This window comes from Pseudomonas sp. Au-Pse12 (assembly GCF_021341665.1).
Lineage (GTDB): Bacteria > Pseudomonadota > Gammaproteobacteria > Pseudomonadales > Pseudomonadaceae > Aquipseudomonas.
Map to the genome: position 1 here is coordinate 250,452 of NZ_JAJTTH010000009.1, position 25,329 is coordinate 275,780.

Below are 25,329 nucleotides of genomic sequence, written 5' to 3' on the forward strand. Positions count from 1 at the left end.
CTATGAGCGTCACCGACCCCAGCGCCTGGATCGGCCGCAGCCAGCGGATCGACGACCACCTCAGCGCCAACTTGCTGACCCGCATCGCCGCCACCTTCGGCCAGGCCGCCCCGGCCCCGGGCGAAGCCCTGCCGCCGCTCTGGCACTGGTGTTTTTTCCAGCAGCCCCAGCCGGCCGCGGCCCTGGGCGGCGATGGCCATCCGGCCCGTGGCGGCTTCCTGCCACCGGCCGACAACCGCAACCGCATGTGGGCCGGTGGCCGCCTGGAGTTTCACGCGCCGCTGCTGGCCGGCGCCGCTGCCCATTGCGTCAGCACCATCGCCCAGGTCGAGGAAAAGGCCGGGCGCAGCGGCCAGCTGCTGTTCGTGACCCTGTGCCACGAGTATTTCCAGGATGGCCGGCTGGCGCTGCGCGAAGAACAGGACATCGTCTACCGCGAGCCAACCCCGCCCAAGCTGAGCAGTGGCCAACCCCTGCCCGAGGCTGAGTGGCGCGAGCCGGTGGCGCCGACCCCGACCCTGCTGTTTCGCTACAGCGCGGTGACCTTCAACGGCCATCGGATCCATTACGACTATCCCTACGTCACCGCCACCGAGGGTTACCCGGGGCTGGTGGTGCACGGCCCGCTGATTGCCACCCTGAGCCTGGGGGCCTTCTGCCGGGCCAACCCCGAGGCGCGCCTGCGCCATTTCGCCTACCGCGGCCTGCGGCCGTTGATTGCCCCGCAGCCGTTCGAGGTCGGCGGGCGCATCAGCGCGCCCGGCCAGGCCGAGCTCTGGGCCGGCGACGGTGGCGGGCTGGCCCAGCGTGGCGCCGTGCAGTTCGACTGAAATTCCAACAATAAGCCAAGGCGGAGTGCCGATTGATGACCCCCCAAGACACCGAACAACTCAATGCCATCCGTGAGGGCGTGCGTGCCCTGTGCGCCGAGTTCGACGCCGCCTACTGGCGCGGCATCGATGAGCGCAAGGGCTTCCCGGAAGCCTTCGTCAAGGCCCTGACCGAGGCCGGCTGGCTGGCGGCGATGATCCCCACCGAGTACGGCGGCTCCGGCCTGGGGCTGGCCGAAGCCTCGGTGATTCTTGAGGAGGTGAACCGCTGCGGCGGCAACTCCGGCACCGTGCACGGGCAGATGTACAACATGTTCACCCTGTTGCGTCACGGCAGCGAAGCGCAGAAGCGCCATTACCTGCCCAAGCTCGCCAGCGGCGAATTGCGCCTGCAATCGATGGGCGTCACCGAGCCCACCACGGGCACCGACACCACCGCGATCAAGACCACCGCCGTCCGCCGTGGCGACCGCTACGTGATCAACGGGCAGAAGGTGTGGATCTCGCGGATCCAGCATTCGGACCTGATGATCCTGCTGGCCCGCACCACGCCGCTGGCCGAGGTGCGCAAGAAGTCCGAAGGCATGTCGATCTTCCTCGTGGACCTGCGCCAGGCCATCGGCCACGGCCTGACCGTGCAGCCCATCGCCAACATGGTCAACCACGAGACCAACGAGCTGTTCTTCGACAACCTGGAGCTGCCGGCCGACAGCCTGATCGGCGAGGAAGGCAAGGGCTTCAAGTACATCCTCGACGGCCTCAACGCCGAGCGCACACTGATCGCCGCCGAGTGCATCGGCGACGGCCGCTGGTTCATCGAGAAGGCCAGCGCCTATGCCCGCGACCGCGTGGTGTTCGGCCGGCCCATCGGGCAGAACCAGGGCGTGCAGTTCCCGATTGCCGAGGCGCATATCGAGATCGAGGCCGCCGACCTGATGCGCTGGCGTGCCTGCGCGGAATACGACAGCGGGTGCAATGCCGGGGCCAGCGCCAACATGGCCAAGTACCTGGCGGCCAAGGCCTCCTGGGAAGCGGCCAACGCCTGCCTGCAGACCCATGGCGGCTTTGGCTTTGCCTGCGAGTACGACGTCGAGCGCAAATTCCGCGAGACCCGGCTGTACCAGGTGGCGCCGATCTCCACCAACCTGATCCTGTCCTACGTCGCCGAGCATTTGCTGGAACTGCCCCGCAGTTTCTAAGGAGCCCCGAATGAGCCATACCCACGATCTGGCCGGGTTCCTCGCCGGCCTGCGCTACGCCGACCTGCCGCAAAGCGTCCTGCTGCGCAGCGAAGAGCTGTTCCTCGACTGGCTGGGCTCGGCCCTGGCGGCCCAGGGCGCGCACCCGATCCCGTTGTTCGAGGCCTATGCCCGGCACATGGGGCCGGCCAGCGGCCCGGCGCGCATCCTGGTCAATGGGGCCGGCAGCTCGGCGTACTTCGCCGCGCTGGTCAACGCCGCCTCGTCGCACCTGGTGGAGCAGGACGATTTGCACAACAGCTCCGTGCTGCACCCGGCCACCGTGGTGTTCCCGGCGGCGCTGGCGGCGGCCCAGGACCTGGGCAAGTCCGGCCGCGAGCTGCTGCTGGCGGCGGTGGCCGGTTATGAGGCGGGGATCCGCATCGGTGAATTCATGGGCCGTTCCCACTACCGGATCTTCCACACCACGGCCACCGTCGGCACCCTGGCCGCCGCGGTGGCGGTGGGCAAGCTGATGGAGTTCGACAGCGAGCAGTTCATCCAGCTGCTGGGCAGCGCCGGGACCCAGGCCGCCGGGCTCTGGGAGTTCCTGCGTGACGCCGCCGATTCCAAGCAACTGCACAGCGCCAAGGCCGCCGCCGACGGCCTGCTGGCGGCCTACCTGACCCGGGACGGCCTGAGCGGCGCGCGCAATATCCTCGAAGGCGAGCAGGGCATGGCCGCTGGCATGTCCCGGGATGCTGAACCCGCGCGCCTCAGCCAGGGCCTGGGCCGCCGCTGGGCGCTGCTGGAAACCTCGTTCAAGTTCCACGCCTCGTGCCGCCACACCCATCCTGCCGCCGATGCCTTGCTTGAGGTGATGCAGCGCGAAGGCCTGGAACACCGGCAGATCGCCCGGGTCGTGACCTGGGTGCACCAGGGCGCCATCGACGTGCTGGGCCGGGTCCAGGTGCCGCAGAGCGTGCACCAGGCGAAGTTCTCCATGGGCACCGTGCTCGGCCTGATCGCCGTGCACGGCAAGGCCGGCTTGCCGGAGTTCCAGCACCATGCGCTGCACGACCCCCGGGTCGCGGCGTTTCGCGACAAGGTCGGCATGCAGCTGGACCCTGAAGTCGATGCGGCCTATCCAGCGCGCTGGCTGGGCCGGGTCGAGGTGCAGTGCCTGGATGGCCGCACCCTGCACGGGGCCATCGACGAGCCCAAGGGCGACCCTGGCAACGGCCTGTCCCGGGCCGAGCTGGAAGACAAGTTCCAGCGCCTGTTGCAGTTCTCCGGCGCCCGCACCCCGCAGCAGGGCGATGCCTTGATCCGCCGGGTCTGGGCCCTGCGTGAAGTCGACGACCTGAACTCACTGCTCTGAATCCGCGCGAGGACTGAACATGACCGACAACACAGCAGCGCCACGACCGCTCGACGGCATCACCGTGGTCAGCCTGGAACACGCGATTGCCGCGCCGTTCTGCACCCGCCAGCTGGCGGACCTGGGGGCCCGGGTGATCAAGGTCGAGCGCCCCGGCAGCGGCGATTTCGCCCGCGGCTACGACCAGCGCGTCAACGGCCTGGCCTCGCACTTCGTGTGGACCAACCGCTCCAAGGAAAGCCTGACCCTGGACCTCAAGCAGCCGGAAGCCGAAGGCCTGCTGGAGGGCCTGCTGGCCGAGGCCGACGTGCTGGTGCAGAACCTCGCACCGGGCGCGGCGGCGCGCATGGGGTTGTCCTTCGAAGCCCTGCATGAGCGTTTTCCACGGTTGATCGTCTGTGACATTTCCGGCTATGGCGAAGGCGGCCCCTATGAGCGCAAGAAGGCCTATGACCTGCTGATCCAGAGCGAAGGCGGCTTCCTCTCGGTGACCGGCGGCGCCGAACCCGAGCAGATGGCCAAGGCCGGCTGCTCGATCGCCGACATCGCCGCCGGCATGTACGCCTACAGCGGCATTCTCTCGGCGCTGCTGCTGCGTGGGCGCACCGGGCTCGGCAGCCGCCTCGACATCAGCATGCTGGAAAGCCTGGTGGAGTGGATGGGTTACCCGATGTACTACGCCTTCGCCGGCGCCGAGCCGCCGCCGCGAGCGGGCGCGGCGCATTCCACCATCTACCCCTACGGGCCGTTTCCGGTGGGCGATGGCGGCACGGTGATGCTCGGCCTGCAGAACGAGCGGGAGTGGGCGGCGTTCTGCGACAAGGTGCTGGAGCAACCCGAACTGGCCACGGATGCGCGTTTCAGCGCCAACTTCAAGCGCTCGGCCAACCGCGAGGTGCTGCGCCAGATCATCGTCGAGCACTTTGCCCGGCTCAGCGTCAGCCAGGTGAGCGAGCGGCTGGAGCAGGCACAGATCGCCAATGCCCGGGTCAACGACATGCAAGGCGTGTGGCAGCACCCGCAACTGGCGGCGCGGGATGCCTGGCGCCAGGTCGACAGCCCGGCGGGCCGCTTGCCGGCGCTGCTGCCGCCGGCGCGCAACAACGCCTTCGCCCCGCGCATGGACGCCGTTCCAGCGCTGGGCCAGCACAGCGCGGCGATCCTGGGCGAACTGGGCCTGAGCCCCGAGCACATCCAGCAAATGCACACCCGCGGCGTCATTTGAACCCTGTCGCCGCGCCGGGTCGCGCAGCGGCCCCGCGATCGACCTGGCGCCGCCACCCCAACAAGGAACACAGCATGTCCGATTCCATTGTCCGCTCCGCGCTGTTCGTCCCCGGCAGCCGCCCCGAACGTTTCGCCAAGGCCCTGGCCAGTGGCGCCGATGCGGTGATCGTCGATTTCGAGGACGCCGTCGAAGAACCCCTCAAGGTCCAGGCCCGCGAACAGCTGGGGCGCTTTCTGGTGGCGCAGCCCGCTGCCCGGGTCTGGGTCCGAATCAACGCGCCGGAGCACCCGCAGCACGCGGCCGACCTGGCGTTCTGTCAGGCCCAGGCCGCAGTCACCGGCATGCTCCTGCCCAAAGTCGAAAGCGCGGCCCAGGTGGCGCGGGTGGCGGCCTGCGGCCGGCCGGTGTGGCCAATCATCGAGAGCGCCCGGGGCCTGCTGGCCCTGGCCGCGATCGCTGCGGCGCCCGGGGTCCAGCGCCTGTCGTTCGGCGGTCTGGACCTGGCCCTGGACCTCAACCTCAGCAGCGGTTCGGCGGCGGCGCAGTTCGCCCTGGACCAGGCGCGGCTGGCGTTGATCGTGCATTCCCGGGCGGCGGGGCTGCAGGCGCCGCTGGACGGCGTGTTCCCCGGAATTGCCGACAGCCCGGGCCTGGCGGCCTCGATCCGGCACGCCTACGCCATGGGCTTTGCCGGCGCCCTGTGCATCCACCCGGCCCAGGTACCGGTGATTCATCAGGCGCTGGCCCCCAGTCCCGAGGAACTGGCCTGGGCCCGGCGGGTGGTGGAGGGCGGCCGCGACGGCGCCGGGGCGTATCAGGTTGACGGGCAGATGGTCGATGCCCCGGTGCTGCTGCGCGCCGAGCGCCTGCTGGCCCTGGCCTGAAGCCGCTGCGCCCGGGCGGCGGGGCGAGTAGCATGGGCCGGTCTTTTCCTTCGTGAGGTGGCCCATGCACAACCCGACAGCCAGCGTAAAAACCCTGAGCCCGCGGCGATGAGCAGCCTGGAGCGCGCCATCGCGCTGGCCGCCGAGGCCCATGCCGGGCAAGTCGACAAGGGCGGCGCGCCCTACATCCTGCACCCGCTGCGGGTCATGCTGCGCCTGACCCAGCCGGAGGCGCGCATCGTCGCGGTGCTGCACGATGTGCTGGAAGACAGCCCGATCACCCCGGAGCAATTGCGGCGCGAAGGTTTCAGCGAGGAAGTGCTGGCGGCGCTGCTGGCGCTGACCAAGGTGGAAGGCGAGGATTACCCGGCGTTCATCCGCCGCGCCGGGGTGAACCCCTTGGCGCGGCAGGTGAAGCTGGCGGACCTGGCGGAAAACAGCGACCTGTCGCGCATCCCCGAGCCTGGGCCCGAAGATGCGCGACGCCTGCAGAAGTACCAACAGGCCACGCACTACCTGAGGTCACTGGCGGCCGACGAATAAGCGGGCTCAGGCCTGTTCGCCGTCGCTGAGCTCGCCGGCAAAGCCCCAATCGCTGTGCTCGATTTCCTGGATCACGATGTGCGTGTGCTCGGGTTTCTTGCCCAGTACCCGCACCAGCGATTCGGTGAATTCCTTGACCAGCTGGGCCTTCTGCTGGCGCGTGGCGCCCCGGGTGATCTGCAGATTGATGTAGGGCATGGATCGACGCTCCTCGGTGATGGCGCATGGCCGGATGAGCGCGCAGCCTACGACAGCCGCGGCCCTACCGGCCAGCCATGCAACCGGGCGGCGATCAGTTGCTGTAGCTGGACAGCGCCACTTCGGCGGTGCGCGCCGGCGGCTTGCGCCCACGGGTGCGCCAATGTTCGATCAGCGCCCGACCATGGGCCAGGCCGGCCTGCAGCGCGGCTTCGGTGCTGGCGTAGTCGTTGCCGTAGGGCGGGCAGGCGAAGTGCACGGAAAAGCACGGGTGCTGGCCGTGGCCGGTGAGCCGGCCGACGTAGCTGTAGCTGGCGCCGGACTGATGGGCGTACAGGCTCGGCGAGCTGGGCTCACGGATGATCATCACGTAGATGTCATGGTCGAATTGGGTGTCTTGGTACCAACTGCTAGAAGAATCCATGTTCCACCTCCTTGTCCGTAAAGCGACGCTGTCTTGGGGCGTCAGCGGGTTGTTCAGTGCGGTCACGCCCGCGGGGCGTCGTGTAGCCCGTGGGGCTGGGCGAACAGCCCCTCGGGCAGCAATTTTTCCAGGGCCCGGGCGGCCCGCAGCACCAGTTCATCACGGCCGAAGCGGGCCACGATCTGCAGGCCGATGGGCAAGCCCGCGGCGCTCAGGCCGCAGGGCATGCTCAGCGCCGGCTGGCGGCTGAAGTTGAACGGGAAGGTGGTGGGCTGCCACATCGCGCTGATCTGCTCCGGCCAGTCCGGTGGCAGCTGGCGTTCCACGGCGAACGGCTCGATCACGGCGGTCGGGGTCAGCAGCAGGTCGTAGTCACCGAGAAAAGCATGCAGCTGCTGCGCGACCTGATGCCGTTCCTGTATCGCGCAGGCGTAGTCCAGGGCGCTGAGCTGGCGCGCCCGTACCTGGCACTGCTGGATAAAGTCGCCCAGCAAATGCTGGCGCTCGGCAGGTACCTCCTGGGCCGCGGCGCTGGCCGCTTCCACCGGCCAGGCCCGCAGGTAGTTGGGCGCGGGCTGGCCGATATCCGGCGAAGCCTGGACCACGCTGGCCCCGGCCTGTTGCAGCAACCGGGCGGCGGCCAGGCAACTGGCGGCAATCTGTGGGTCGACATGGGCGGCATGCCCCAGGTCGGGGCTGAAGGCGATGCGCAGGCCGGCCACGCCGTCCTCGATATGCCTGAGGAACGCCTGCGCCGGGCGGGGCCAGGCGAAGGGCTCGTCAGGCTCGTGGTGGCTCATCAGTTCCAGCAGCAGGGCGATATCGCGTACATGCCGGGCAATCGGCCCTTCGGCGGACAGGCCACCGGGGTCGATGCTCGGGCTGGCGGACACCAGGCCATGGCTGGGCTTGAAACCAATCACCCCGCAAAAGCTCGCCGGGGTGCGGATCGACCCGGCAGCGTCGTTGCCGGTGGCCGCCGGCGCGTAACCCGCAGCCACCGCGGCGGTGCTGCCGCCACTGCTGCCACCGGCATGCAGGGCCAGGTTCCAGGGGTTGCGGGTGATGCCGGTCAGCGGGCTGTCGGTGAGTGGCGTGGTGGCCAGCTCCGGCAGGGTGGTCTTGGCGATAAAGATCGCCCCGGCCTCGCGCAGCCGCGCCACCAGGGCGCTGTCGTGCTGTTGTGGCGGGCGTCCGGCCAGGGCCCTGGAGCCGTTGCAGGTGTGCCAGCCCTGAATGTCGTGGTTGTCCTTGACCAGAATCGCAATGCCGTCGAGCCGGCCCATGGGCTGCCCGGCCGCCCAGCGCGCGGTGGACGCCTGGGCGGCCAGCAGCGCGGCCTGATCCTGGCGTTCGCAGAGCGCGTTGAGCTGCGGCTCATGGCGCTCGATCTGCGCCAGGAGCGCCTGCAGCACGTCCACCGGGGTGAACTGCTGGCTGGCAAAACCACGCAGCAGTGCCTCGATCGACTGCTGGTGCAGCGCCGCTTGGCTGGAAGTGGGCAACGACATATTCGACTCTTTGTTCAGGCACGCCGGGCGCGGGCTGCGCCACGGCGTGGGAGGGCTGCATGGACGCCGTTGGCGACGTCCTGGCGGGCCCTCGGGGTGAGTGACTCAGCGGCCACTGGTGACCTTGACCCAGGTCCGGGTACGGGTGCGTTCGGCCTTGGCCGGCAACGGTGCCAGGGGGTACAGGCGGGTCATGGTCTCGGCGCTGGGGAACAGGTCCGGGTTGTCCAGCAGCGACTGCTGGATGAACGGCTTGGAATCGGTCACGCCGTTGGGGTAGCCGACATAGTTGCTGATGGAAGCGATCACTTTGGGCTCCATCAGGTAATTGAGAAAGGCGTGGGCGGTGTCCACGTGCTTGGCGCCGGCGGGGATGGCCACGGTGTCGATCCACACCAGGGTGCCTTCCTTGGGAATGCGCATTTCGATGTGCACGCCGTTCTTGGCTTCGTTGGCGCGGTTGGCCGCCTGCAGGAAACCGCCGGAATAACCCACCGCCACGCAGATGTTGCCGTTGGCGATATCACCCATCCACTTGGCGCTGTGGAAGTAGCGCACGTAAGGACGCAGCTTGAGCAGCAGGGCCTCGGCCTTGCGGTAGTCCTCGGGGTTCTGGCTGTTGGGGTCCAGGCCCAGGTAGTGCAGGGCCAGGGGCAGCATTTCGGCCGGCGAGTCGAGGAAGGTCACGCCGCACTGGCTGAGCTTCTTCAGGTTCTCTTCCTTGAACACCAGGTCCCAGCTGTTGACCGGCGCGTCGGTGCCCAGCAGTTCCTGGACCTTGTCGCGGTTGTAGCCGATCAGGTTGGTGCCCCACATGTAGGGGATCACGTAGCGGTTGCCCGGGTCGCTCTGCTCCAGCAGCTTCATCACCGCCGGGTCGAGGTTTTTCCAGTTCGGCAGTTGGCCGCGGTCCAGGGGCTGGAAGGCCCCGGCGGTGATCTGCTTGCTGACGAAACCGCTGGAAGGCACCACCACGTCGTAGCCGCTGTTGCCGGTCAGCAGCTTGGCTTCGAGCACTTCGTTGCTTTCGAAGATGTCGTACTTGACCTTGATCCCGCTGCCGGACTGGAAGTCCTTGATGGTGTTGGGGGCAATGTATTCCGACCAGTTGAAGATGTTCACCGTGCGCTCGGGGGCGGCGTGGGCGCTGAAGCTGGCGGTCAGGGCCAGGGCGCTCAGGGAGCAGCTCAGGGCCAGGCGGGTGAGGGCGGTATGCAGCGATTTCATCTGACAACTCCATGTCTGAAATGAGCGGGGCCTTCCGGGGGAGTCATTCTTGGCCGGATGGCGCCCAGAGAGAATGTTGGGAACGGTCAATAGGGGATATTTAGCGTCAATCTTCAGCACAGTCCGAGAGCGGGCCGAGCTGGCCGGCCAACTGCCGGAAACGCCCTGGCGCGACGCCGCTCCAGCGCTGGAAGGCGTGGCGGAAACTCGCGGTTTCCTTGAAGCCCAGGGCTTCGGCGATGCGGTAGATGGGCAGGCTGTGCTGGCCCAGCAACTGTTGCGCGCGGGCATAGCGCAGCTCGTCCAGCAGTTGCTGGTAGCTGGTGTCCTGGGCCCGCAGGCGCCGGCGCAGGGTGCTTGGGGAGCAGTGCACCTGACGCGCCAGGCTGTCGAAATCCGGCACCGCGTGCAGCTGTTCGTTGAGGATGCGCCGCACCTGATCGATCCAGGTCGGCCGCGCGCTGAGTTCCTCGTTGAGACGGATGCAGCGTTGCAGCATGTCGTTCTGGGTCACCAGGTCTGCCAGGGGCAGGCGCCGGTCCAGCCATTCCGGATCGAAGCCGATGGCATTGCGCCCGGCATTGAAGCGTACCGGGCAGTTGAAGGCCTGCTCGTAGCTGTCCAGGTAGGGTTGCGGCGGGTGCTTGAGGTGCACCTCGCGCAGCGGCAGCGTGCAGCCCAGCAGGTCCTGGCAGGTGACCCGGTAGGACGACATGCAGAAGTCGGTGTTGAACACTTCGAGCTCGCTTTCGCTGTACTGGTCGGCGGTGAGCCAGGCCAGGCCGTCGCGCAGCTCCAGGTCGAGGTGGAAGAAGGTGCCCAGCAGCAAGGGGTAGCGCAGCGCCAGGGACCAGCCTTCGCGCAGCGTGGCGCTGGTCAGCAGGGTCAGGCCGAACATGCCGTAGGCGCTGATGTGCAGGTTGCGCCCCAGCACCAGCCCCAGGTCCTGGCGAAACTGCACGGCGTTGCTGAACACGCGCATTTCCTGGCTGATGTTGATCAGGCTGTTGGGCAGTTCCAGGTCCGCCAGCTGGATGCCGCTGCCCTCCAGCAGCACGTCGGCGGGCACATCGCTGTCACGAAAGGCGTCCAGCACCGCTTGAGTGGTATGCAGGGTAGTCAGGCGAAGAGCGGCCATCGGCGATCTCAAGGTGATATCGGGAGGCGTGACTTTAGGGGTTACGCGCCCGCGGTTCAATTGCCCCCTGTAGGCGCGGGCTCGCCAGCGAAGGCGTCGGCGAGGGCGGTGCAAGGCTTGAGGGCCTGTTCACCGGCAAGCCGGCGCCTGCACAGGGAGGGGCGTTCGGCGGGGGTGAACGCGGGTATCAAAAATTCGAAATTCTCTATACGCCGCGCCTTGGGCACTCTGCCTGTCATCACAACAATAAAAGGGTGACGTCCATGTTCAAGCTCTCTCGAGCGCTGTTCTGCGCGGCTGCATTGTTCGCTGCCGGGCTGGCCCAGGCCGCCGAATCCACCGGCAACCCGATCATCATCAAGTTCGCCCACGTGGTGGCCGAGAACACCCCCAAGGGCCAGGGTGCGCTGCTGTTCAAGAAACTCGCCGAGGAACGCCTGCCGGGGCGGGTCAAGGTCGAGGTCTATCCCAACTCGTCGCTGTTCGGCGATGGCAAGGAAATGGAGGCGCTGCTGCTGGGGGACGTGCAGATGCTGGCGCCGTCCCTGGCCAAGTTCGAGCAGTACACCCGGCAGATCCAGATCTACGACCTGCCGTTCCTGTTCGATGACCTGGCGGCGGTGGACCGCTTCCAGGCCGCCGAGGGCAAGCAGCTGCTGACCGCCATGCAGGGCAAGGGCATTCTCGGCCTGGCCTACTGGCACAACGGCCTGAAGCAGCTGTCGGCCAACAAGCCCCTGCACGAGCCCAAGGACGCCCGCGGCCTGAAGTTCCGCGTGCAGGCTTCCAGCGTGCTCGAAGAGCAGTTCAAGGCGCTGCGCGCCAACCCGCGCAAGATGAGTTTCGCCGAGGTCTACCAGGGCCTGCAGACCGGCACCGTCAACGGCACCGAGAACACCTGGTCGAACTATGAAAGCCAGAAGGTCAACGAGGTGCAGAAGTACTTCACCGAGTCCAACCACGGCTTGATCGACTACATGGTGATCACCAACGCGAGCTTCTGGAACGGCCTGCCGGCGGATGTGCGCGGCGAGCTGGAAGCGATCATGGCCGAGGTGTCGCTGGAGGTGAACAGGCAGGCCGAAGCCCTGAACCAGAGCGCCAGGCAGAAGATCGTCGACGCCAGGACCAGTGAAATCATCGCGCTCAGCGGGCAGCAGCGCCAGGCCTGGCGCGACAGCATGCGCCCGGTGTGGAGCCAGTTCGAGGCGCAGATCGGCGCCGACCTGATCAAGGCCGCCGACGCCGCCAACCAGCGCCACTGAATGCCCTCTGGCCGTCCCGCTGCGGACGGTCCCGCCCGTTTTGCGAGGTATCTCTATGCAGTCCCTGAGACGTATCTGGGAGCACCTGGAGGAGGGCCTGATTGCCCTGCTGCTGGCGACCATGACCCTGGTGACCTTTGTCTACGTGATGCTCAACAACATCTACACGCTGTTCTTTGCCCTGGCCGATCGCTGGGCGGCCAGCAGCGCCTTCTTCAATGCCCTGGGCGACATCAGCATGGGCCTGGCCCAGGACATGACCTGGAGCGTGGCGCTGACCAAGGCACTGTTCGGCTGGCTGATCTTCTTCGGCATGTCCTATGGCGTGCGCACGGCCGGGCACCTGGGGGTGGACGCCCTGGTGCGCCTGACCCCGCGCCCGGTGCAGCGCTACCTGGCGCTGCTGGCCTGCCTGTGCTGCCTGCTGTATGCCGGGCTGTTCATGGTGGCCAGCTTCAAGTGGCTGAGCGCGATCATGGCCGCCCATATCGGCGCCGAAGACCTGGACCGTTTCGGCATCCGGGTCAGCCACATCGTGGTGATCGTGCCCATCGGCTTCGCCCTGGTGCTGCTGCGCTACCTGGAAATCTTCTACCGCCTCTTCACCCGCCGGCAGGTCGGCCTGGGCCTGGCCGACGAGGCGGGCGAGGCCAGCAAACTGGCGGGCAGCCATGAGGAGCGTCACTGATGGCCGTGCTCTGTCTGTTTGCCTTGCTGTTGGTCTTCATGTTCCTCGGCGTGCCGATAGCCATTGCCCTGGGGCTGTCGGGGGCGATGTCGATCCTGATGTTCAGCCAGGATTCCCTCAGCTCCCTGGCGATCAAGCTGTTCGAAACCTCCGACGCCTACACCTTCCTGGCGATTCCGTTCTTCCTGCTGTCCGGGGCCTTCATGACCACCGGCGGCGTGGCCCAGCGCCTGATCGATTTCGCCAACGCCTGCGTCGGGCACATACGCGGCGGCCTGGCGATTGCCGCGGTGCTGGCCTGCATGCTGTTCGCGGCGCTGTCCGGTTCCTCGCCGGCCACCGTGGCGGCGGTGGGCTCGATTGCCGTGGCGGGCATGGTGCGCTCCGGTTATCCGAAGGAGTTCGGCGCCGGGATCATCTGCAACGCCGGGACCCTGGGCATCCTGATTCCGCCGTCGATCGTCATGGTGGTGTACTCGGCCGCCACCGAGACGTCGGTGGGCAAGCTGTTCATGGCCGGGGTGATTCCCGGGCTGCTGCTGGGCCTGCTGCTGATGGTGGCGATCTACATCGTGGCGCGGGTGAAGAAGCTGCCGGCGCAGCCCCGGGCCACCTTTGGTCAGTGGCTGAGCGCTGCGCGCCGGGCGTTCTGGGGCCTGCTGTTGCTGGTGATCATCCTCGGCGGCATCTACAGCGGCATGTTCACCCCCACCGAAGCGGCGGCGGTGGCGGCGGTGTACTCGGCCTTTGTCGCGCTGTTCGTGTACCGCGACATGAAGCTGCGCGACTGCCCCAAGGTGCTGCTGGAGTCGGGGCGGCTGTCGATCATGCTGATGTTCATCATCGCCAACGCCATGCTCTTCGCCCACGTGCTGACCACTGAGCAGATCCCCCAGGAAATCACTGCCTGGGTGATCTCCGAAGGCCTGACACCGATCGGTTTCCTGCTGATGGTCAACGTGGTGCTGCTGGTGGCGGGCAGCTTCATGGAGCCTTCGGCGATCGTGCTGATCCTGGCGCCGATCTTCTTCCCGATTGCCATGAAGCTGGGGATCGACCCGATTCACCTGGGGATTGTCATGGTGGTCAACATGGAGATCGGCCTGGTGCATCCACCGGTGGGCCTGAACCTGTTCGTGACCTCGGCGGTGACCGGCCTGACCCTGGGCCAGACCATTCGCGCGGCGATGCCGTGGCTGATGATCCTGCTGCTGTTCCTGATCCTGGTGACCTACGTCCCGCTGATCTCCCTGGCCTTGCCCAACTGGTTGGGCATGTGAACGTTGCCGTAGCCGCTCTGTGTAAACGCCACCTGCCACCGCCGTCCGCGAACGCGGCTACAAGTTGGGTTGGCGCGGCGGCACGCGCCACAGGTACCAGGCGGCGGTGGTGCGCCAGGGGCGCCAGGCCTGGCCGAGCTCGCGCAGCTGGCGGGGGCTGGGCGCTTGCTCCAGGCCCTTGAGGCGGCGGTAGCCTTCGCGCACGCCAAAATCGTCCACCGGCAAGATGTCCTCGCGCTCCAGGCTGTAGATCAGCAGCATCTCCACGGTCCAGCGGCCGATTCCGGGCAGCGCGGTCAGGCGTTCGATCAGGTGTTCGTCGTCCATCTTGCGCGCATCCCGGGCATCCGGTACGCGGCCGTCCAGGGTGGCCTGGGCAATGCCTTGCAGGGTCGCCACCTTGCGCGCGGAAAAGCCGCAACCGCGCAGGCTCTCCAGGCTGGCGCCGGCCAGTTGCCGGGGCGTGGGGAACGCCTGCTCGGGAAACAGGCCGCGCAGCCGGCCGAGTATCGCGTCGCCGGCGCGAGCATGCAGTTGCTGGTAGGCCACCGCGCGGACCAGGGCCTGGTAAGGCTCGCGCTCCGGGCGGGGCTGGTGCAGGCAGGGGCCGACGGCGGCGATCAGCGCCGCCCAGTCGGCATCCAGTGCGGCAAGACATTTGCTGGCGGGGCAGTTGGGCATCGGCGATCCGGGGCAAGGGGGACGAGCGGCAGATTAGCCCGCCGTCCGGTTGCCTGCACCCGGTCTCTTGCGATGAAACTCGCGGCCCGGGCGCGGCGGCCTCAGTCTGCGGGCGCCGACAGGTAGAGCCGCTCCAGCACGTAGTGCAGCGAAGCCGCCAGGGTTTCGCCATGGCTGAGTTTTTCGAAGCTGTGGTAGTCCAGGGCCAGCCCCGGCACCTGAGCCAGTTGCGCCTGCAACTGCCGGGCGCGCTGGTCGGCCTCGGGCCCCGGTGGCTGGCGCGGGTTGCCCGGCTCGGCGCCACCGCGCATCAGCAGCAGCTGGGCACGGTGGCCTTGCAGGCGCTCGGCCAGGCCCTGGGCCTGCGACAGGATCAGCCCGTCACCCCACCACAGCGAAGGGCTCGCGGCGGCGTAGTGACGAAACGCCTGGGGCTGGCTGAACAGCGCCTGTAGCACCAGCAGGCCGCCGTAGGAATGGCCCCACAGGGTCTGTTGCGTGGCATCGATCGGCGCCTGGGCCGCCACGGCCGGGCGCAGGCGTTCGCGCAGCAGTTGCAGGAAGGCCTGCGCGCCGCCGCTGGGTTGCCCGGTCAGCGGGTCTTGCTGCTGCGCCAGGCCCGGCTGCTGCGGGGTGTAGTCGTAGGTGCGGGCGTTGCGCTCGATGCGCAGCGGGGTCTGGTAACCCACCGCCACCAGCAGCGGCGCCGGGCCCCGGTCCAGGCGCTTGAGCTGCTCGGGGTCGAGGGCGCCGAGGGCGGCGTTGCCATCGAGCATCCACAGCACCGGGTAGCCCTGTGGCGGTGGCGCCTGCAACGGCTGGCCGATCCACAGCTGGTAGTGGCGCTGGCCGTCGGCGGAATCCAGTTGCAGGGTGCTGAAGCGGTAGGGCAGGTCCTGGCGTTGCAGCAGGCTGCGGTCCATGGGTTGGTCCGGGGCGGGGGCGGCCAGCGCCGCTCCCGCAAGGCTCCAGGCCAGGGTTAGGGCCAGGGCCAGGGGCAGGAAAAAAGTTCTCATCAGGCGTTCTCGGCGGGTTCTTGGTGATGGCTCAGAACGAAGCGGTCAGGCTGGTGTACAGGGTGCGCCCGGGTTCGTTGTAGGTGGCGGCGCCGGCCCCGGCGATGTTGGTCACGCCCTGGGCATTGCCTTCACGGAACAGGCGCTTGTCGAACAGGTTGTCGACCCCGGCGGTCAGGCTCAGGTGGCGGGTCAGGGCGTAGGTGCCGCTGACCCCGGCAATGGCGTACGGCGCCAGTTGCTGGGTGGCGCTGCCGGTGACGCGGTCGCCGTGGTAGTCGTACTTCTTCGGCGTCTGCTGGCCGTACCAGGCCACGCTGGCCTGCAGCGACAGGTCCTGGGTGGCCTGCCAGTCGAGCATCGAGTTGAGGGTGTAGCGCGGGGTCACCGAGAGGTAGTCGCCGGTCTGCTTGTTCTTCGATTGCAGCATGTAGGTGAAGTTGTTGTTCCAGGTCAGTTGGCTGGCCAGGGGAATGGTCAGGGTGCCTTCCAGGCCTTCCACCAGGGCCTTGGGCACGTTTTCCCACTGGTAGATCGCCGCGTTGCGGTAGGCACCGCTGCCGCCGCTGGCCCGGCTCACCGGGGCCAGGCCGGATTCGACCTTGTTCTTGTAGTCGTTGCGAAAGTAGGTCAGGCCGGCGACCCAGCCGTCGGCCTTGTATTCCAGGCCCAGTTCCTTGTTGACGCTGGTTTCCGCCTTGAGCTGGTCGTTGCCTTGCAGGTAGCAGCTGGTGCTCTGGCCGTAGCAGCCCTGGCCGCGGCTGTAGAGCAGGTAGTCGGCGTTGAGCTGGTACAGGTTCGGCGCCTTGTAGGCCCGGGCGATGCCGGCCTTGAGGGTCAGGGTGTCGCTCAGGGCGTGGGACAGGTTGAGCGATGGGCTCCAGTTGTCGCCAACGATGCTGTGATGGTCGAAACGCAGGCCCGGGGTGAGCATGGTGCCCGGGCGCAGTTCGATGTTGTCTTCGGCGAACAGCGAGAAGATCTGCGCGCTGGACTGGGTGCTGCGGTTGCTGCTGCTCAGGCCGCTGACCGCGCCGCCTTCGCTGGTGCTCTGGGTGTTGGCGCTGGGGTCGTCGAGTTTCTGCTGCGACCATTCGCTGCCCAGGGTCAGGTTCTGTTCGAAGCCGGCGTGCAGCGGCAGGTTGACTTCACCGTGGGCGGTCAGGTCGCGCAGCACTGCGGTGTAGAACTCGCTGTTGCTGAAGATGCCTTCGGTGCCGCCGGCCAGGCCTTCGTTGATCCGCGTGTTGCGGGTTTTCTCGTATTGCAGGTAGGCCATGGAACTGCCGAAGTCCCATTCGCCGCGATGGGTCAGCGAATAGCTCTGGCGGTAGCTGCGGTTGGTCTCGTGGCCCAGCAGGTTTTTCACCGTGCTGTTGCTGTTGGTGTTCTGGGTATCGCCGGTGTAGAGGTTGCCCTGGCGGCTGAAGCCGGCTTCGAAGTCCAGGCTCTGGTCCGGGGTCAGCTGCCAGCTCAAGAGGCCGTTGAGGTCCTTGTTGCGCACGCCTTCGCGGCCAGCGGGCAGGGTGCCGACCTGGTTGCCGATGCGCAGGGATTCATGGCCGGCGTTGATGTCGGCGTCGTCGGCGTCGGTCTTGGCCACGTTGCCGTAGACCCGGTAGCTCAAGGTCTCGGTCAGCGGGCCGTTGAGGCCGAAGCTGGCGCGCTGGGTCGCGCCTTCGTCCTTGTGGGTCGGGAACGAGCTGTAGAGCGTGACGTTGCCGTGGGGCTGAGTGCCGGCCCGCTTGGTGACGATATTGATCACCCCGCCAGCGGCGCCGTTGCCGTAGCGGGCCGCCGCCGGGCCGCGGATCACCTCGATGCGTTCCACCTGGTCGGCCGGCACCCAGTTGGTGTCGCCGCGGCTGTCGCGCTCGCCACGCCAGCCGTAGCGCACCGCGTTGCGGCTGCCCACCGGCTTGCCGTCCACCAGGATCAGGGTGTTTTCCGGGCCCATGCCACGGATGTCGATCTGCCGGTTGTTGCCGCGCTGGCCGCTGGTGGAGTTACCGGTGAGGTTGACCCCGGGCATGGTGCGGATGATCTGCGACAGGTCGTTGGCCGGCGGGCGTTTCTGGATGTCCTCGGCGGTGATCACCGAAACCCCGGGGGCCTGCTTGGTTTCTTCCTTGGCGGTGGCGATGACGTTCTGGGGTTCCAGCTCCAGGGCCGGTGGGGCAGAGCCTGCATTGGCGGCCTGCACGGCATGGCTGAGCAGGCAGCAGCCAGACAGCAGGAAAGGGGCGAAAGGACGCAGCGAACGCATGGACATCGGTGATCTCCGGGGCAGAGGCAGAAACAGAAGATCACGAATGATAATGACTGCTAATTGCGAGTAAAGCGCATTAACTTTCTAAACACTTCCAGGTCGCGGGCCTAGGCGGCGGGCAGCAGCAGGTGCAGGCACAACCCGGGGTTGCCATTGCTGGCCCAGATCCGCCCCTGGTGCAGCTCCACGGCGCGCCGGGCGATGGCCAGGCCCAGGCCGAACCCTTCGCCCTGGGCCGAGTCCAGGCGTTGGTAGGGCTGGAACATCCGTTGCAGGTCCTGCTCGGCGACCCCTGGCCCCTGGTCTTCCAGGCACAGGTGCCAGCAGGCGCCTTCGCGCCAGCCGCGCAGGCTCACCTGGCCGCCGGCGGGGGAATAGCGAATGGCATTGCGCAGCAGGTTTTCCAGGGCCTGGGCAATGCTGTCCAGGTGCACCTGGACCCGGCAGTCGGCGTCCAGCAGGCACGGCAGGCGCTCGGCCTGCCAGCCGCTTTCGAAGCAGGCGTCCTCGCGCAGGGCTTCCCAGATCGACAGCACCTGCACCGCTTCGGTGGGCAGTTGCGGGCGTTCGGTGTCGAGCCAGGCCAGGTCCAGGGTGTCTTCCAGCAGGCGCTGCATGTCGGTGACTTCCCGGTCCAGGCGCTGGCGCAATTGTTCCGGCGGCAAGCGGCTGTCATGGGCGATGCGCAGCCGCGCCAGGGGCGTGCGCAACTCATGGGACAAGGTGCGCAGCAGCAGGCGCTGCTGGGCCAGGCTCTGGCGCAGGCGCTCGGCCATGTGCTCGAAGGCCAGGGCCAGCTCCCCCAGCTCGTCGTGGCGCTTCACCAGCGGCGTGCCCAGGCCCTGGCTGTCCAGGTCGTCGGCGCGCAAGGCATCGGCGCGGTCGCGCAGGCGGTTCAGCGGCAGCACCAGGTGGCGATAGAGCAACAGGCCGAGCAGGGCGGCCAGCAGGGTCGGCACCACGCCGTGGCTGAGCACATGGGTCCAGGGCGTCAGGCCGCCGGGCAGCAGGCGCTCGGGCAGTTGCAGCACCAGCCGGCCTTGTTCCGGGTGCTCGGGGAATTCGATGCTGACGTAGGGCAGCTCGTCCTGCAGGCGCCGGCTCATGGGCCAGTCGAGCTTGCGCATGAAGGTCAGGTGGCTGGCGTCGTCGGCGCTCAGCGGGGTGCTGCCCAGGCGTTGCAGGCGCTCGCCAAGCACCGCGACCCAGGTGTGCTCCTCGGCCGCCAGGTGTTTTTCGAAGGCGTCCACCGCCGCCGCGCCGCCCTGTTGCCAGGCGGCCTCGGCCTGCTGCGCGTAGCGGGCCAGGTACTGGCGGTCGGCGGGGTCGAGGAAGTAGGTGCTGCGCTCGGCCGACAGGCCCCAGGTCCAGATGATCCAGGTCAGCAGCAGGCAGAAGCCGATCTGCAGGCCGGCCAGTTTCCACAGCAGGGGATGGCGGCGCATCAATGGCGCTCCGCTTCCACCAGGAGGTAGCCGGCGCCGCGCACCGCCTGGATCTGCAGGTGCTGCACCCCGAGCTCCGCGAGCTTGCGCCGCAGGTTGCACACGTGCACATCCAGGCCGCGATCCAGGCGGGTGTAGAGGCGGTGCAGCACCTGCTGATAGAGAAAGGGCTTGCTCAGGGTTTCCCCGGGGTGCTCGCGCAGGGTCACCAGCAGCCGGTATTCGGAACCGGTGAGGCCGGCGGCGCGGCCCTGGAGCAGCACGTCCTGGGCCTGCTCGTCGAAGCTCAGCAGCCGGTCCTGGCGCGTGGCCGGCGGTTGTTGCACCCGGGCCATGCGCCGCAGCAGGGCGTCGGCGCGGGCATCCAGCTCGGCCAGGCTGAAGGGCTTGGGCAGGTAGTCGTCGGCGCCCCGGGTGAAGCCGGTGATGCGGTCCTGCTCGGCGCCCAGGGCCGACATCAGCATCACCGGCGTGCCCTGTTCCTGGCGCAGGGCTTCCAGCAGGGCCAGGCCGTCCATGCCCGGCAGCATGATGTCCAGCAGCACCAGGTCGAAGGGGCCGGCACGCACCGCTGCCAAGCCCTGGCGGCCGTCGCTGCAAGGGGTGACGGCAAAGCCGCGCTGGCGGAAATGCCGGTGCAGATCGTCGCGCAGTCGGGCGTCGTCTTCCACGAGGAGCAGGGTGGGGGTCATGGGGGGCACTTGAAGGGAAGTATTTAATGAGAATGTTTTACATTTGCGAATATTGCCGCAATGTACCGGGCGGTGCAATTGCCGCAATTGCGGCAAGGTGCTGGCTGGACAGGGAAGCGCAATCAACTAAAAGTTGAATATTCAACATTGTGTTGATATTTTTCCGGACCGCCTTCTTGGGTAAACGCCGATGAACTTGCCTTCCGATGCCCTGCTTGCCGAGCGCCAACTGGTCCTGCAGGTGCTCGCCAGCACCTTGCAGATGCTCGCCAGCGTGGTGGGCCAGCATGTGGAAATCGTCCTGCATGACCTTGATCGCCCGGAATCGTCGATCGTCGCCATCGCCAACGGCCATGTCACCGGGCGCCGGGTGGGCGACCCGGTGCTGGGCGGGCCGCGTCATGACCTGGGCTTTGCCGCCGTGCTGCGCGCCCTGCAGGACCGCTCCGCGAGTACCCCGCTGGTACTGGAGAACTACCCGACCCTGGCCCCGGACGGCCGCGAGCTGCGCAGTTCCACGGTGATCTTTCGCGACCGCAGCGGGCAGCCTTTCGCCAGCCTGTGCAGCAACAGCGACCTGAGCGGCATCGCCGCCGCCCACGCCTGCCTGGGCCAGTTGCTGGGCCTGGGCAGCGCGCCTGCGCCGCGCCGCGACGCAGCCCCCGACATGGAACAGTTGCTGGCGCAGATCATCCAGGGTGCCTGCCCGGGAAACGGGGCGCGCATGAGCAAGCAACACAAGCTCGACGCCGTGCGCCAGATGCAGGAGCGCGGGGTGTTCATCGTCAAGGGCGGGATCGAGAAGGCCGCCGCGGCCCTCGGGGTGACCCGCTACACCGTCTACAACTACCTGGAACAGATCCGCGCCGAAGGCGCCGAGGAATGACCGCGATGCAGCTCGATATCTTTCAAGTGGATGCCTTTACCTCCCACGTCTTCGGTGGCAACCCGGCGGCGGTGTGCCCCCTGGACGCCTGGTTGCCGGACGCGGTGCTGCAGCGCATCGCCCTGGAGAACAACCTGTCGGAAACCGCCTATTTCGTGCCCCGGGGCGAGGTCTTCGAACTGCGCTGGTTCACCCCCACGGTGGAAGTCGACCTGTGCGGGCACGCCACCCTGGCGGCGGCCTGGGTGCTGTTCGAGCAGTTGGGCGAGCGCCGCGACGTGCTGCGCTTTGCCACCCGCAGCGGCGAGTTGCGGGTGAGCCGCGAGGGCGGCCTGCTGTCCATGGACTTCCCCGCCAAGCAGCCCGAGGCCGTGGCGATTCCTGCGGCCCTGCTGCAAGCCCTGGGCCTGCCCGCGGCCGAGGCCCTGTACCGCACCGACGACTATCTGCTGGTGGTGGACGACGAACGCCTGGTGGAGGCGCTGCAACCCGATTTCGCGGCCCTGGCCGCGTTCGATGTGCGCGGCATCGCCGTGACCGCGCCGTCCCGGGAATTCGATTTCGTCTCGCGCTGGTTCGGCCCACGGGTCGGGGTCAATGAAGACCCGGTCACCGGTTCCGCGCACACCTCGCTGGCGCCTTACTGGGCCGCGCGCCTGGGCAAGCGCCAGTTGCGGGCGCAGCAGGGCGGGGCGCGCAAGGGCCAGCTGGAGTGTCAGGTGCTGGATAACGGGCGGGTGATCATCAGCGGCTACGGCGCCTTGTACCTCAAGGGCAGCATTTTCCTCTGACGCGGCGCCGCCGCTCTGCGGCGCAGGCCGGGCGCTTGCAAGCGGATTTGTCTCGGCACGGCCTGCGCAGGTAGAGTCGCGTTTTTTCGCCTGCTCAGGATGTTCCAGACCATGCACCGGACGCGCCCCTTGCCCCGCCTTTCTACCTCGCCGCTGCTGGCCCTGCTCCTGGGGCTGAGTGCCGGCACTGCCCAGGCCGCCAGCCTCAGCGAGAGCCTGCTGGACTGCCAGCCGGGTTTCTTCAAGGCCCTGTACCAGCAGCGCGCCGAACTCGGGCAGGTGGTCAAGCTCGCCGAGAATCAGCGCCAGGGCATCGCCTGGGTGCCGGTCACCGACCGCCTGAACAGCTCCACGGCAGCGCAGGCGTTTTCCCGCCCGTTGAGCGATGGCGGCCTGCGCCTGACCGGCTACTACGACCGCCAGTTCGACCTGGGCGAGCAGGGCAGCTTCCACTTCTGGGGCTTCGACATCGATGCCAGCCGCGCCGCGGTGATGGCCGCGCTGCCCCAGGTCGGCTGGCAGGAGGCCGGTGAATACTTCATCTCCCGGCCACAGATCAAACTCAACGCCACGGCGCCCTGGCAGGACAACCCGGCCGCCGCCTCGGGCATCGCCCCGGCGCCGGGCTCCGCGGAAAAGATCCTCATGCTCAGCGACGAAGACGGCAAGACCCGCTTGCTCTGCTCGCTGCAGGGCACGGTCGATCAGGCACTGCTCGACCAGGAGCGGCCGGACCTGGCCCAGGGAGCGGGCCGATGAACAAACTGCTGAGCGTGAGCGCGGTGGTCGTGCTCGCCGGTTGCGCCCATTCGGGCACCCAGGCCCCGGCGCCGCAGCGTCCGGACGGCATGTTCAAGGTGCTGGAAAGCCCGGAACTGGCCACCTACTTTGCCGCCAACTCGCTGGCCCTCTACCAGAACAACCCGAACCTGCGGCAGTTCTATCTGGTCAACAACTACGCCAAGCCCGCCGAGCTGGGCGGTGGCAAGCCGCCGATCCACAGCTCGCGGGCGACCCGGGTGATCAACTGCGAGAAGGATGAGTCGGCGCAGTTCGGCCGGGTGTACTTCTCCGAGCCGTTCGCCCAGGGCGTGGAGGTCACGCGCAAGGAAGATCAGGCGCAATGGGCCGCGTTTCCCCGCCAGTCGTTGCTGGGCGAGTTGCGCAACATGGCCTGCGGGGTCGATCCCACCCGACTCAAGCTGGCCCCGGCCAAGCCATGATCAGCTCGGCCTGCCCGGTATCGGGGTCGATGCCGTTGCCGATCACCTGGAACCCCTGCCGGCGGTAAAAGCCGATGCTCGGCAGGTTGGCGGCATACACCGCCAGCTCCAGGCGTGAGCGGCGCTCGCGGGCATCGGCCAGCAGCTGCGTGCCCAAGCCCAGGCCCTGGTGCTGCACAGCGACGAAAATCGCCGCCAGTCGATCCTCATGCAGGCAGTAGAAGCCCAGGAGCTGGCCGTCGCGTTCGGCCACGCGGGTCTGGGCATGGGGAATGTAGAGGCTGCGCATGTCCTCGACCTTGGAGCGCCAGAAGTCGGGGTCGATAAAGTGGTGGGCCTGGATCGAAACGTCCAGCCAGAGCGCCAGCAACGCTTGCAGATCGCTGCTTTGATAGTCCCTGATCAGCATGTTTGGGGGCCTGTCGGATTGAAGTGAGCGCCGCACGCTACTCAGGTGGCGGCGGTCTGTCCAATTGTTGAGAGCCAAGGAAGTATTCGATGCTGGAAAGCAACCGCACCATCACGCTGTCAGGCGAGCAGGCCCTGCAGGCCCTGGCGGAACTGGAGTTCGTGTTGATCTCGCTGCACAAGATGGGCGCCTATTACAGGGACAAGCCCGTGGCCGACTACCAGCGCGCGACCACCGATTTCATCGATGGCCAGCAGGTCACCCAGCGCCTGGCCCGGGTGCGCAGGATCCTCAGCGAACCCTTCGACTGCACCCTGGGGGAGGACGGCATGGATGACATCGAACGCCATGTGCAAGGGCTCGAACTGTGGCGCCCCGAATAGGCGCGCTGTCATTCCCCGTGGTTTTTCAAGGAACCTGTCATGTCCCGCATCAGCCTCGCCACGACGACGCCCACCACCAGCCTGGCGCTGGTGAAGTTTCTCCATCAACGCCTGGGCCTGTCCCTGAGTGTTGCCCAGGGCTATTTGCGCCGTGGCGCCGAGGGCTTCTTCTACAGCGCCAAGCTGTTTCACAACGACCATGTGCAGCGCGAGCAGGAACTGCGCGACATTCTCGCCTTCTTCAATGAGCTCCAGGTGGCACTGCTGATTGTGGAGACCGACCCCGAGCTTGAGTGGCGCGAGCCGACGCCTGAGGAGCGTGAGTCGCTCTCGATGCCCCAGGAGCACCTGCTCAATCTGCTGGAGGCCTGCGATGGCTATTGCTGATGCCAGAACCCCCGGGCTGCGCAATTAACTTCAAGGTTTTCCTAAAGTTATGGAGCCCTGGGTCGAGACGTTGGTGCTGTCCGTCCCTCAATAAGGATATTTCGTGTTCAGAACCCTCCTCGGGGCCACCGCCCTCATCGCCACCCTGGCGCTGACCGGCTGTGTCTCCTACAACGTCACCGGCCCGCTGGGCGCGCCGTTGCATCCCGCGCCCATCAGCAGCCCGCGCACCGCGCAAATCGCCGATGTGCAAGTCACCGCCAGCGGTATCGACGACGCCACGCGCACCGCCATCAGCCGTTCGCTCACGGCCCAGCTGACCCCCTACGTCAAGAGCGCCGGCTACTTCCAGCAGCTCAGCGAATTCCCCACCCGCCTGGGCGAGGAAGACGTGGTGCTGAAATTCAACATGACCTCCCTCAAGGGCCATCGCGGGCCGCACCCGGGCTACCTGCCCGGGGCCTTGCTGACCCTGACCGTGTGGATCTGGGTCAACGGTCCGATCTACGTCGACACCTTCGATCTGGCCGGCGACCTGTCGATCGTCGACCGCAACGGCAAGGAACTGGCCAGTGCCAAGGAGCAGCTCAAGTTCGAGCGCAACGTCGGCCTGTACGGCCGCGAGTACTGGGCCCCGACCCAGGGCGCCAAGCAGCTGAACGAACTGGTTGCCAAGTTGCTGGACAACGCCACCGCCCGGTTGGCGCAACACTAAGGAGAGTCCCATGTCGGGTTTCATCAAGCACACCCTGGTGCTCGCGGCGGTGCTGCTGAGCGGCTGCGTGTCCTACTCGCAACACGAATTGAGCGCTGTCGGCACCTGGCCGCCGGCGGCACAGACCGCCGAGCAAAAGCCCAGCGCCTTTGTCCGCACCACCGCCATGTACCAGGTCAACGGCGGCCCGGCCAATGCCGCCGCCGGCGCTCCGGCGGCCGCCTGGGAAACCGTGGTGGCCGATGCCTACCGCCAGTCCGGGCGCTTTGCCCGGGTCAGCACCGACAAGGTCGAATCGGACCTGTATGCCGAAGCCACCCTGTACAACAACGAACAGTTCAGCATGGCCTCGGCCATCATCACCGGCGCCACCTTCTTTGTTATTCCGTCCACGGCGAAGAACACCTTCACCCTGGAGACGGTGTTCAAGGACAAGGACGGCAAGGAGCTGGGGCGGATTCGCAAGAGCGAGTCGGTGCGCACCTGGATGCAGTTGCTGCTGATCGTCGCCATTCCCTTCCAGGCGGACACTCGCGACGTGGTCCAGCAACTGGCCCGCAGCACCCTGGATGAGGCGGTGCAGCGCAAATTGCTGTAAGCCCCGCGCCGCTTGCCGGGCGCAGACAAAAACGCCGCGGGCTCCGGTCGGAGCCCGCG

Annotated in this window: 28 protein-coding genes; 17 read left to right on the forward strand and 11 right to left on the reverse strand. The window is 67.4% G+C overall.

Translation table 11 applies throughout. From position 1 onward, the window contains the following. The first annotated feature begins 2 nt into the window (after window positions 1-2). From LXM55_RS24510 to LXM55_RS24535, 6 genes are all read left to right on the forward strand, one after another. Window positions 3-830, forward strand: a complete 828-nt coding sequence (locus tag LXM55_RS24510; protein ID WP_233322740.1) for an FAS1-like dehydratase domain-containing protein — start codon at window positions 3-5, stop codon at window positions 828-830. A gap of 35 nt (window positions 831-865) precedes the next feature. Beyond that, window positions 866-2,029: an acyl-CoA dehydrogenase family protein gene (locus tag LXM55_RS24515; RefSeq protein ID WP_233322741.1), complete on the forward strand. Its 1,164-nt coding sequence runs from the start codon at window positions 866-868 to the stop codon at window positions 2,027-2,029. Window positions 2,030-2,039: 10 nt separating this feature from the next. Continuing rightward, window positions 2,040-3,389, forward strand: coding sequence for an MmgE/PrpD family protein (locus LXM55_RS24520; protein WP_233322742.1), 1,350 nt, complete (start codon window positions 2,040-2,042; stop codon window positions 3,387-3,389). Between the two features lie 19 nt (window positions 3,390-3,408). Next, complete coding sequence (locus LXM55_RS24525; protein WP_233322743.1) at window positions 3,409-4,614, forward strand: CaiB/BaiF CoA transferase family protein; 1,206 nt, start codon at window positions 3,409-3,411, stop codon at window positions 4,612-4,614. Window positions 4,615-4,688: 74 nt separating this feature from the next. After that, entirely contained in the window at window positions 4,689-5,501 is an 813-nt protein-coding gene (locus LXM55_RS24530; RefSeq protein WP_233322744.1) for an HpcH/HpaI aldolase/citrate lyase family protein, read from the forward strand. A 108-nt stretch (window positions 5,502-5,609) separates the two neighbouring features. Beyond that, the gene (locus LXM55_RS24535) at window positions 5,610-6,044 is read left to right on the forward strand and encodes an HD domain-containing protein (RefSeq protein ID WP_233322745.1); all 435 of its coding nucleotides are present in this window, start codon (window positions 5,610-5,612) and stop codon (window positions 6,042-6,044) included. 6 nt (window positions 6,045-6,050) lie between these two features. On the opposite strand, the gene LXM55_RS24540 is transcribed toward LXM55_RS24535, so the two are convergent. From LXM55_RS24540 to LXM55_RS24560, 5 genes are all read right to left on the reverse strand, one after another. Next, complete coding sequence (locus LXM55_RS24540) at window positions 6,051-6,242, reverse strand: tautomerase family protein (protein WP_233322746.1); 192 nt, start codon at window positions 6,240-6,242, stop codon at window positions 6,051-6,053. 94 nt (window positions 6,243-6,336) lie between these two features. Beyond that, window positions 6,337-6,666, reverse strand: a complete 330-nt coding sequence (locus LXM55_RS24545; protein ID WP_233322747.1) for a hypothetical protein — start codon at window positions 6,664-6,666, stop codon at window positions 6,337-6,339. Between the two features lie 62 nt (window positions 6,667-6,728). Continuing rightward, complete coding sequence (locus LXM55_RS24550) at window positions 6,729-8,177, reverse strand: amidase (RefSeq protein WP_233322748.1); 1,449 nt, start codon at window positions 8,175-8,177, stop codon at window positions 6,729-6,731. 105 nt (window positions 8,178-8,282) lie between these two features. Beyond that, window positions 8,283-9,404, reverse strand: coding sequence for a polyamine ABC transporter substrate-binding protein (locus LXM55_RS24555; protein WP_233322749.1), 1,122 nt, complete (start codon window positions 9,402-9,404; stop codon window positions 8,283-8,285). Between the two features lie 106 nt (window positions 9,405-9,510). Continuing rightward, window positions 9,511-10,542, reverse strand: a complete 1,032-nt coding sequence (locus tag LXM55_RS24560; protein WP_233322750.1) for an AraC family transcriptional regulator — start codon at window positions 10,540-10,542, stop codon at window positions 9,511-9,513. Between the two features lie 263 nt (window positions 10,543-10,805). Between LXM55_RS24560 and LXM55_RS24565 the strand changes: the two genes are divergently transcribed. From LXM55_RS24565 to dctM, 3 genes are read left to right on the forward strand one after another with little or no spacing between them, the layout of a single operon-like run. Continuing rightward, window positions 10,806-11,807: a TRAP transporter substrate-binding protein gene (locus LXM55_RS24565; RefSeq protein ID WP_233322751.1), complete on the forward strand. Its 1,002-nt coding sequence runs from the start codon at window positions 10,806-10,808 to the stop codon at window positions 11,805-11,807. Window positions 11,808-11,862: 55 nt separating this feature from the next. Beyond that, window positions 11,863-12,495, forward strand: coding sequence for a TRAP transporter small permease (locus LXM55_RS24570; protein WP_233322752.1), 633 nt, complete (start codon window positions 11,863-11,865; stop codon window positions 12,493-12,495). After that, on the forward strand, window positions 12,495-13,775 hold the full coding sequence (gene dctM, locus LXM55_RS24575; RefSeq protein WP_233322753.1) for a C4-dicarboxylate TRAP transporter large permease protein DctM: 1,281 nt from the start codon (window positions 12,495-12,497) through the stop codon (window positions 13,773-13,775). Before LXM55_RS24570 ends, dctM begins: the two co-directional genes overlap by 1 nt. 57 nt (window positions 13,776-13,832) lie before the next feature. Here dctM and LXM55_RS24580 read toward each other — a convergent pair whose 3' ends face one another. From LXM55_RS24580 to LXM55_RS24600, 5 genes are all read right to left on the reverse strand, one after another. Continuing rightward, window positions 13,833-14,456, reverse strand: coding sequence for a DNA-3-methyladenine glycosylase family protein (locus LXM55_RS24580; RefSeq protein WP_233322754.1), 624 nt, complete (start codon window positions 14,454-14,456; stop codon window positions 13,833-13,835). A 101-nt stretch (window positions 14,457-14,557) separates the two neighbouring features. Beyond that, complete coding sequence (locus tag LXM55_RS24585; protein WP_233322755.1) at window positions 14,558-15,472, reverse strand: alpha/beta hydrolase; 915 nt, start codon at window positions 15,470-15,472, stop codon at window positions 14,558-14,560. Between the two features lie 31 nt (window positions 15,473-15,503). Next, window positions 15,504-17,744, reverse strand: coding sequence for a TonB-dependent siderophore receptor (locus LXM55_RS24590; protein ID WP_233322756.1), 2,241 nt, complete (start codon window positions 17,742-17,744; stop codon window positions 15,504-15,506). Between the two features lie 104 nt (window positions 17,745-17,848). Beyond that, the gene (locus LXM55_RS24595; protein ID WP_233322757.1) at window positions 17,849-19,186 is read right to left on the reverse strand and encodes a HAMP domain-containing sensor histidine kinase; all 1,338 of its coding nucleotides are present in this window, start codon (window positions 19,184-19,186) and stop codon (window positions 17,849-17,851) included. Continuing rightward, window positions 19,186-19,878, reverse strand: a complete 693-nt coding sequence (locus LXM55_RS24600; protein ID WP_233322758.1) for a response regulator transcription factor — start codon at window positions 19,876-19,878, stop codon at window positions 19,186-19,188. The genes LXM55_RS24595 and LXM55_RS24600 overlap by 1 nt, the downstream gene beginning before the upstream one ends. Window positions 19,879-20,068: 190 nt before the next feature. Between LXM55_RS24600 and LXM55_RS24605 the strand changes: the two genes are divergently transcribed. The 4 genes from LXM55_RS24605 (at window position 20,069) to LXM55_RS24620 (ending at window position 22,778) form a co-directional block, all read left to right on the forward strand. Then, window positions 20,069-20,764, forward strand: a complete 696-nt coding sequence (locus LXM55_RS24605; protein ID WP_233322759.1) for a helix-turn-helix transcriptional regulator — start codon at window positions 20,069-20,071, stop codon at window positions 20,762-20,764. Window positions 20,765-20,769: 5 nt separating this feature from the next. Then, a complete protein-coding gene (locus LXM55_RS24610) occupies window positions 20,770-21,555 on the forward strand; it encodes a PhzF family phenazine biosynthesis protein (protein ID WP_233322800.1) in 786 nt (261 codons plus the stop codon). A 111-nt stretch (window positions 21,556-21,666) separates the two neighbouring features. After that, window positions 21,667-22,314 (forward strand): hypothetical protein, encoded by a 648-nt coding sequence (locus LXM55_RS24615; RefSeq protein WP_325169913.1) that lies wholly within the window; start codon window positions 21,667-21,669, stop codon window positions 22,312-22,314. Then, entirely contained in the window at window positions 22,311-22,778 is a 468-nt protein-coding gene (locus LXM55_RS24620; RefSeq protein WP_233322761.1) for a surface-adhesin E family protein, read from the forward strand. The genes LXM55_RS24615 and LXM55_RS24620 overlap by 4 nt, the downstream gene beginning before the upstream one ends. Here the strand turns inward: LXM55_RS24620 and LXM55_RS24625 are convergent. Then, complete coding sequence (locus LXM55_RS24625) at window positions 22,753-23,187, reverse strand: N-acetyltransferase (protein ID WP_325169914.1); 435 nt, start codon at window positions 23,185-23,187, stop codon at window positions 22,753-22,755. The two genes, LXM55_RS24620 and LXM55_RS24625, sit on opposite strands and share 26 nt — an antisense overlap. An 89-nt stretch (window positions 23,188-23,276) precedes the next feature. On the opposite strand from LXM55_RS24625, the gene LXM55_RS24630 reads away from it, so the two are divergent. From LXM55_RS24630 to LXM55_RS24645, 4 genes are all read left to right on the forward strand, one after another. Then, a complete protein-coding gene (locus LXM55_RS24630; RefSeq protein WP_233322762.1) occupies window positions 23,277-23,570 on the forward strand; it encodes a hypothetical protein in 294 nt (97 codons plus the stop codon). A gap of 39 nt (window positions 23,571-23,609) precedes the next feature. Continuing rightward, the gene (locus LXM55_RS24635; protein WP_233322763.1) at window positions 23,610-23,957 is read left to right on the forward strand and encodes a hypothetical protein; all 348 of its coding nucleotides are present in this window, start codon (window positions 23,610-23,612) and stop codon (window positions 23,955-23,957) included. A 103-nt stretch (window positions 23,958-24,060) separates the two neighbouring features. Then, entirely contained in the window at window positions 24,061-24,672 is a 612-nt protein-coding gene (locus tag LXM55_RS24640; protein ID WP_233322764.1) for a hypothetical protein, read from the forward strand. Window positions 24,673-24,682: 10 nt separating this feature from the next. Next, a complete protein-coding gene (locus LXM55_RS24645; protein WP_233322765.1) occupies window positions 24,683-25,270 on the forward strand; it encodes a hypothetical protein in 588 nt (195 codons plus the stop codon). The last annotated feature ends 59 nt before the right edge of the window (window positions 25,271-25,329 follow it).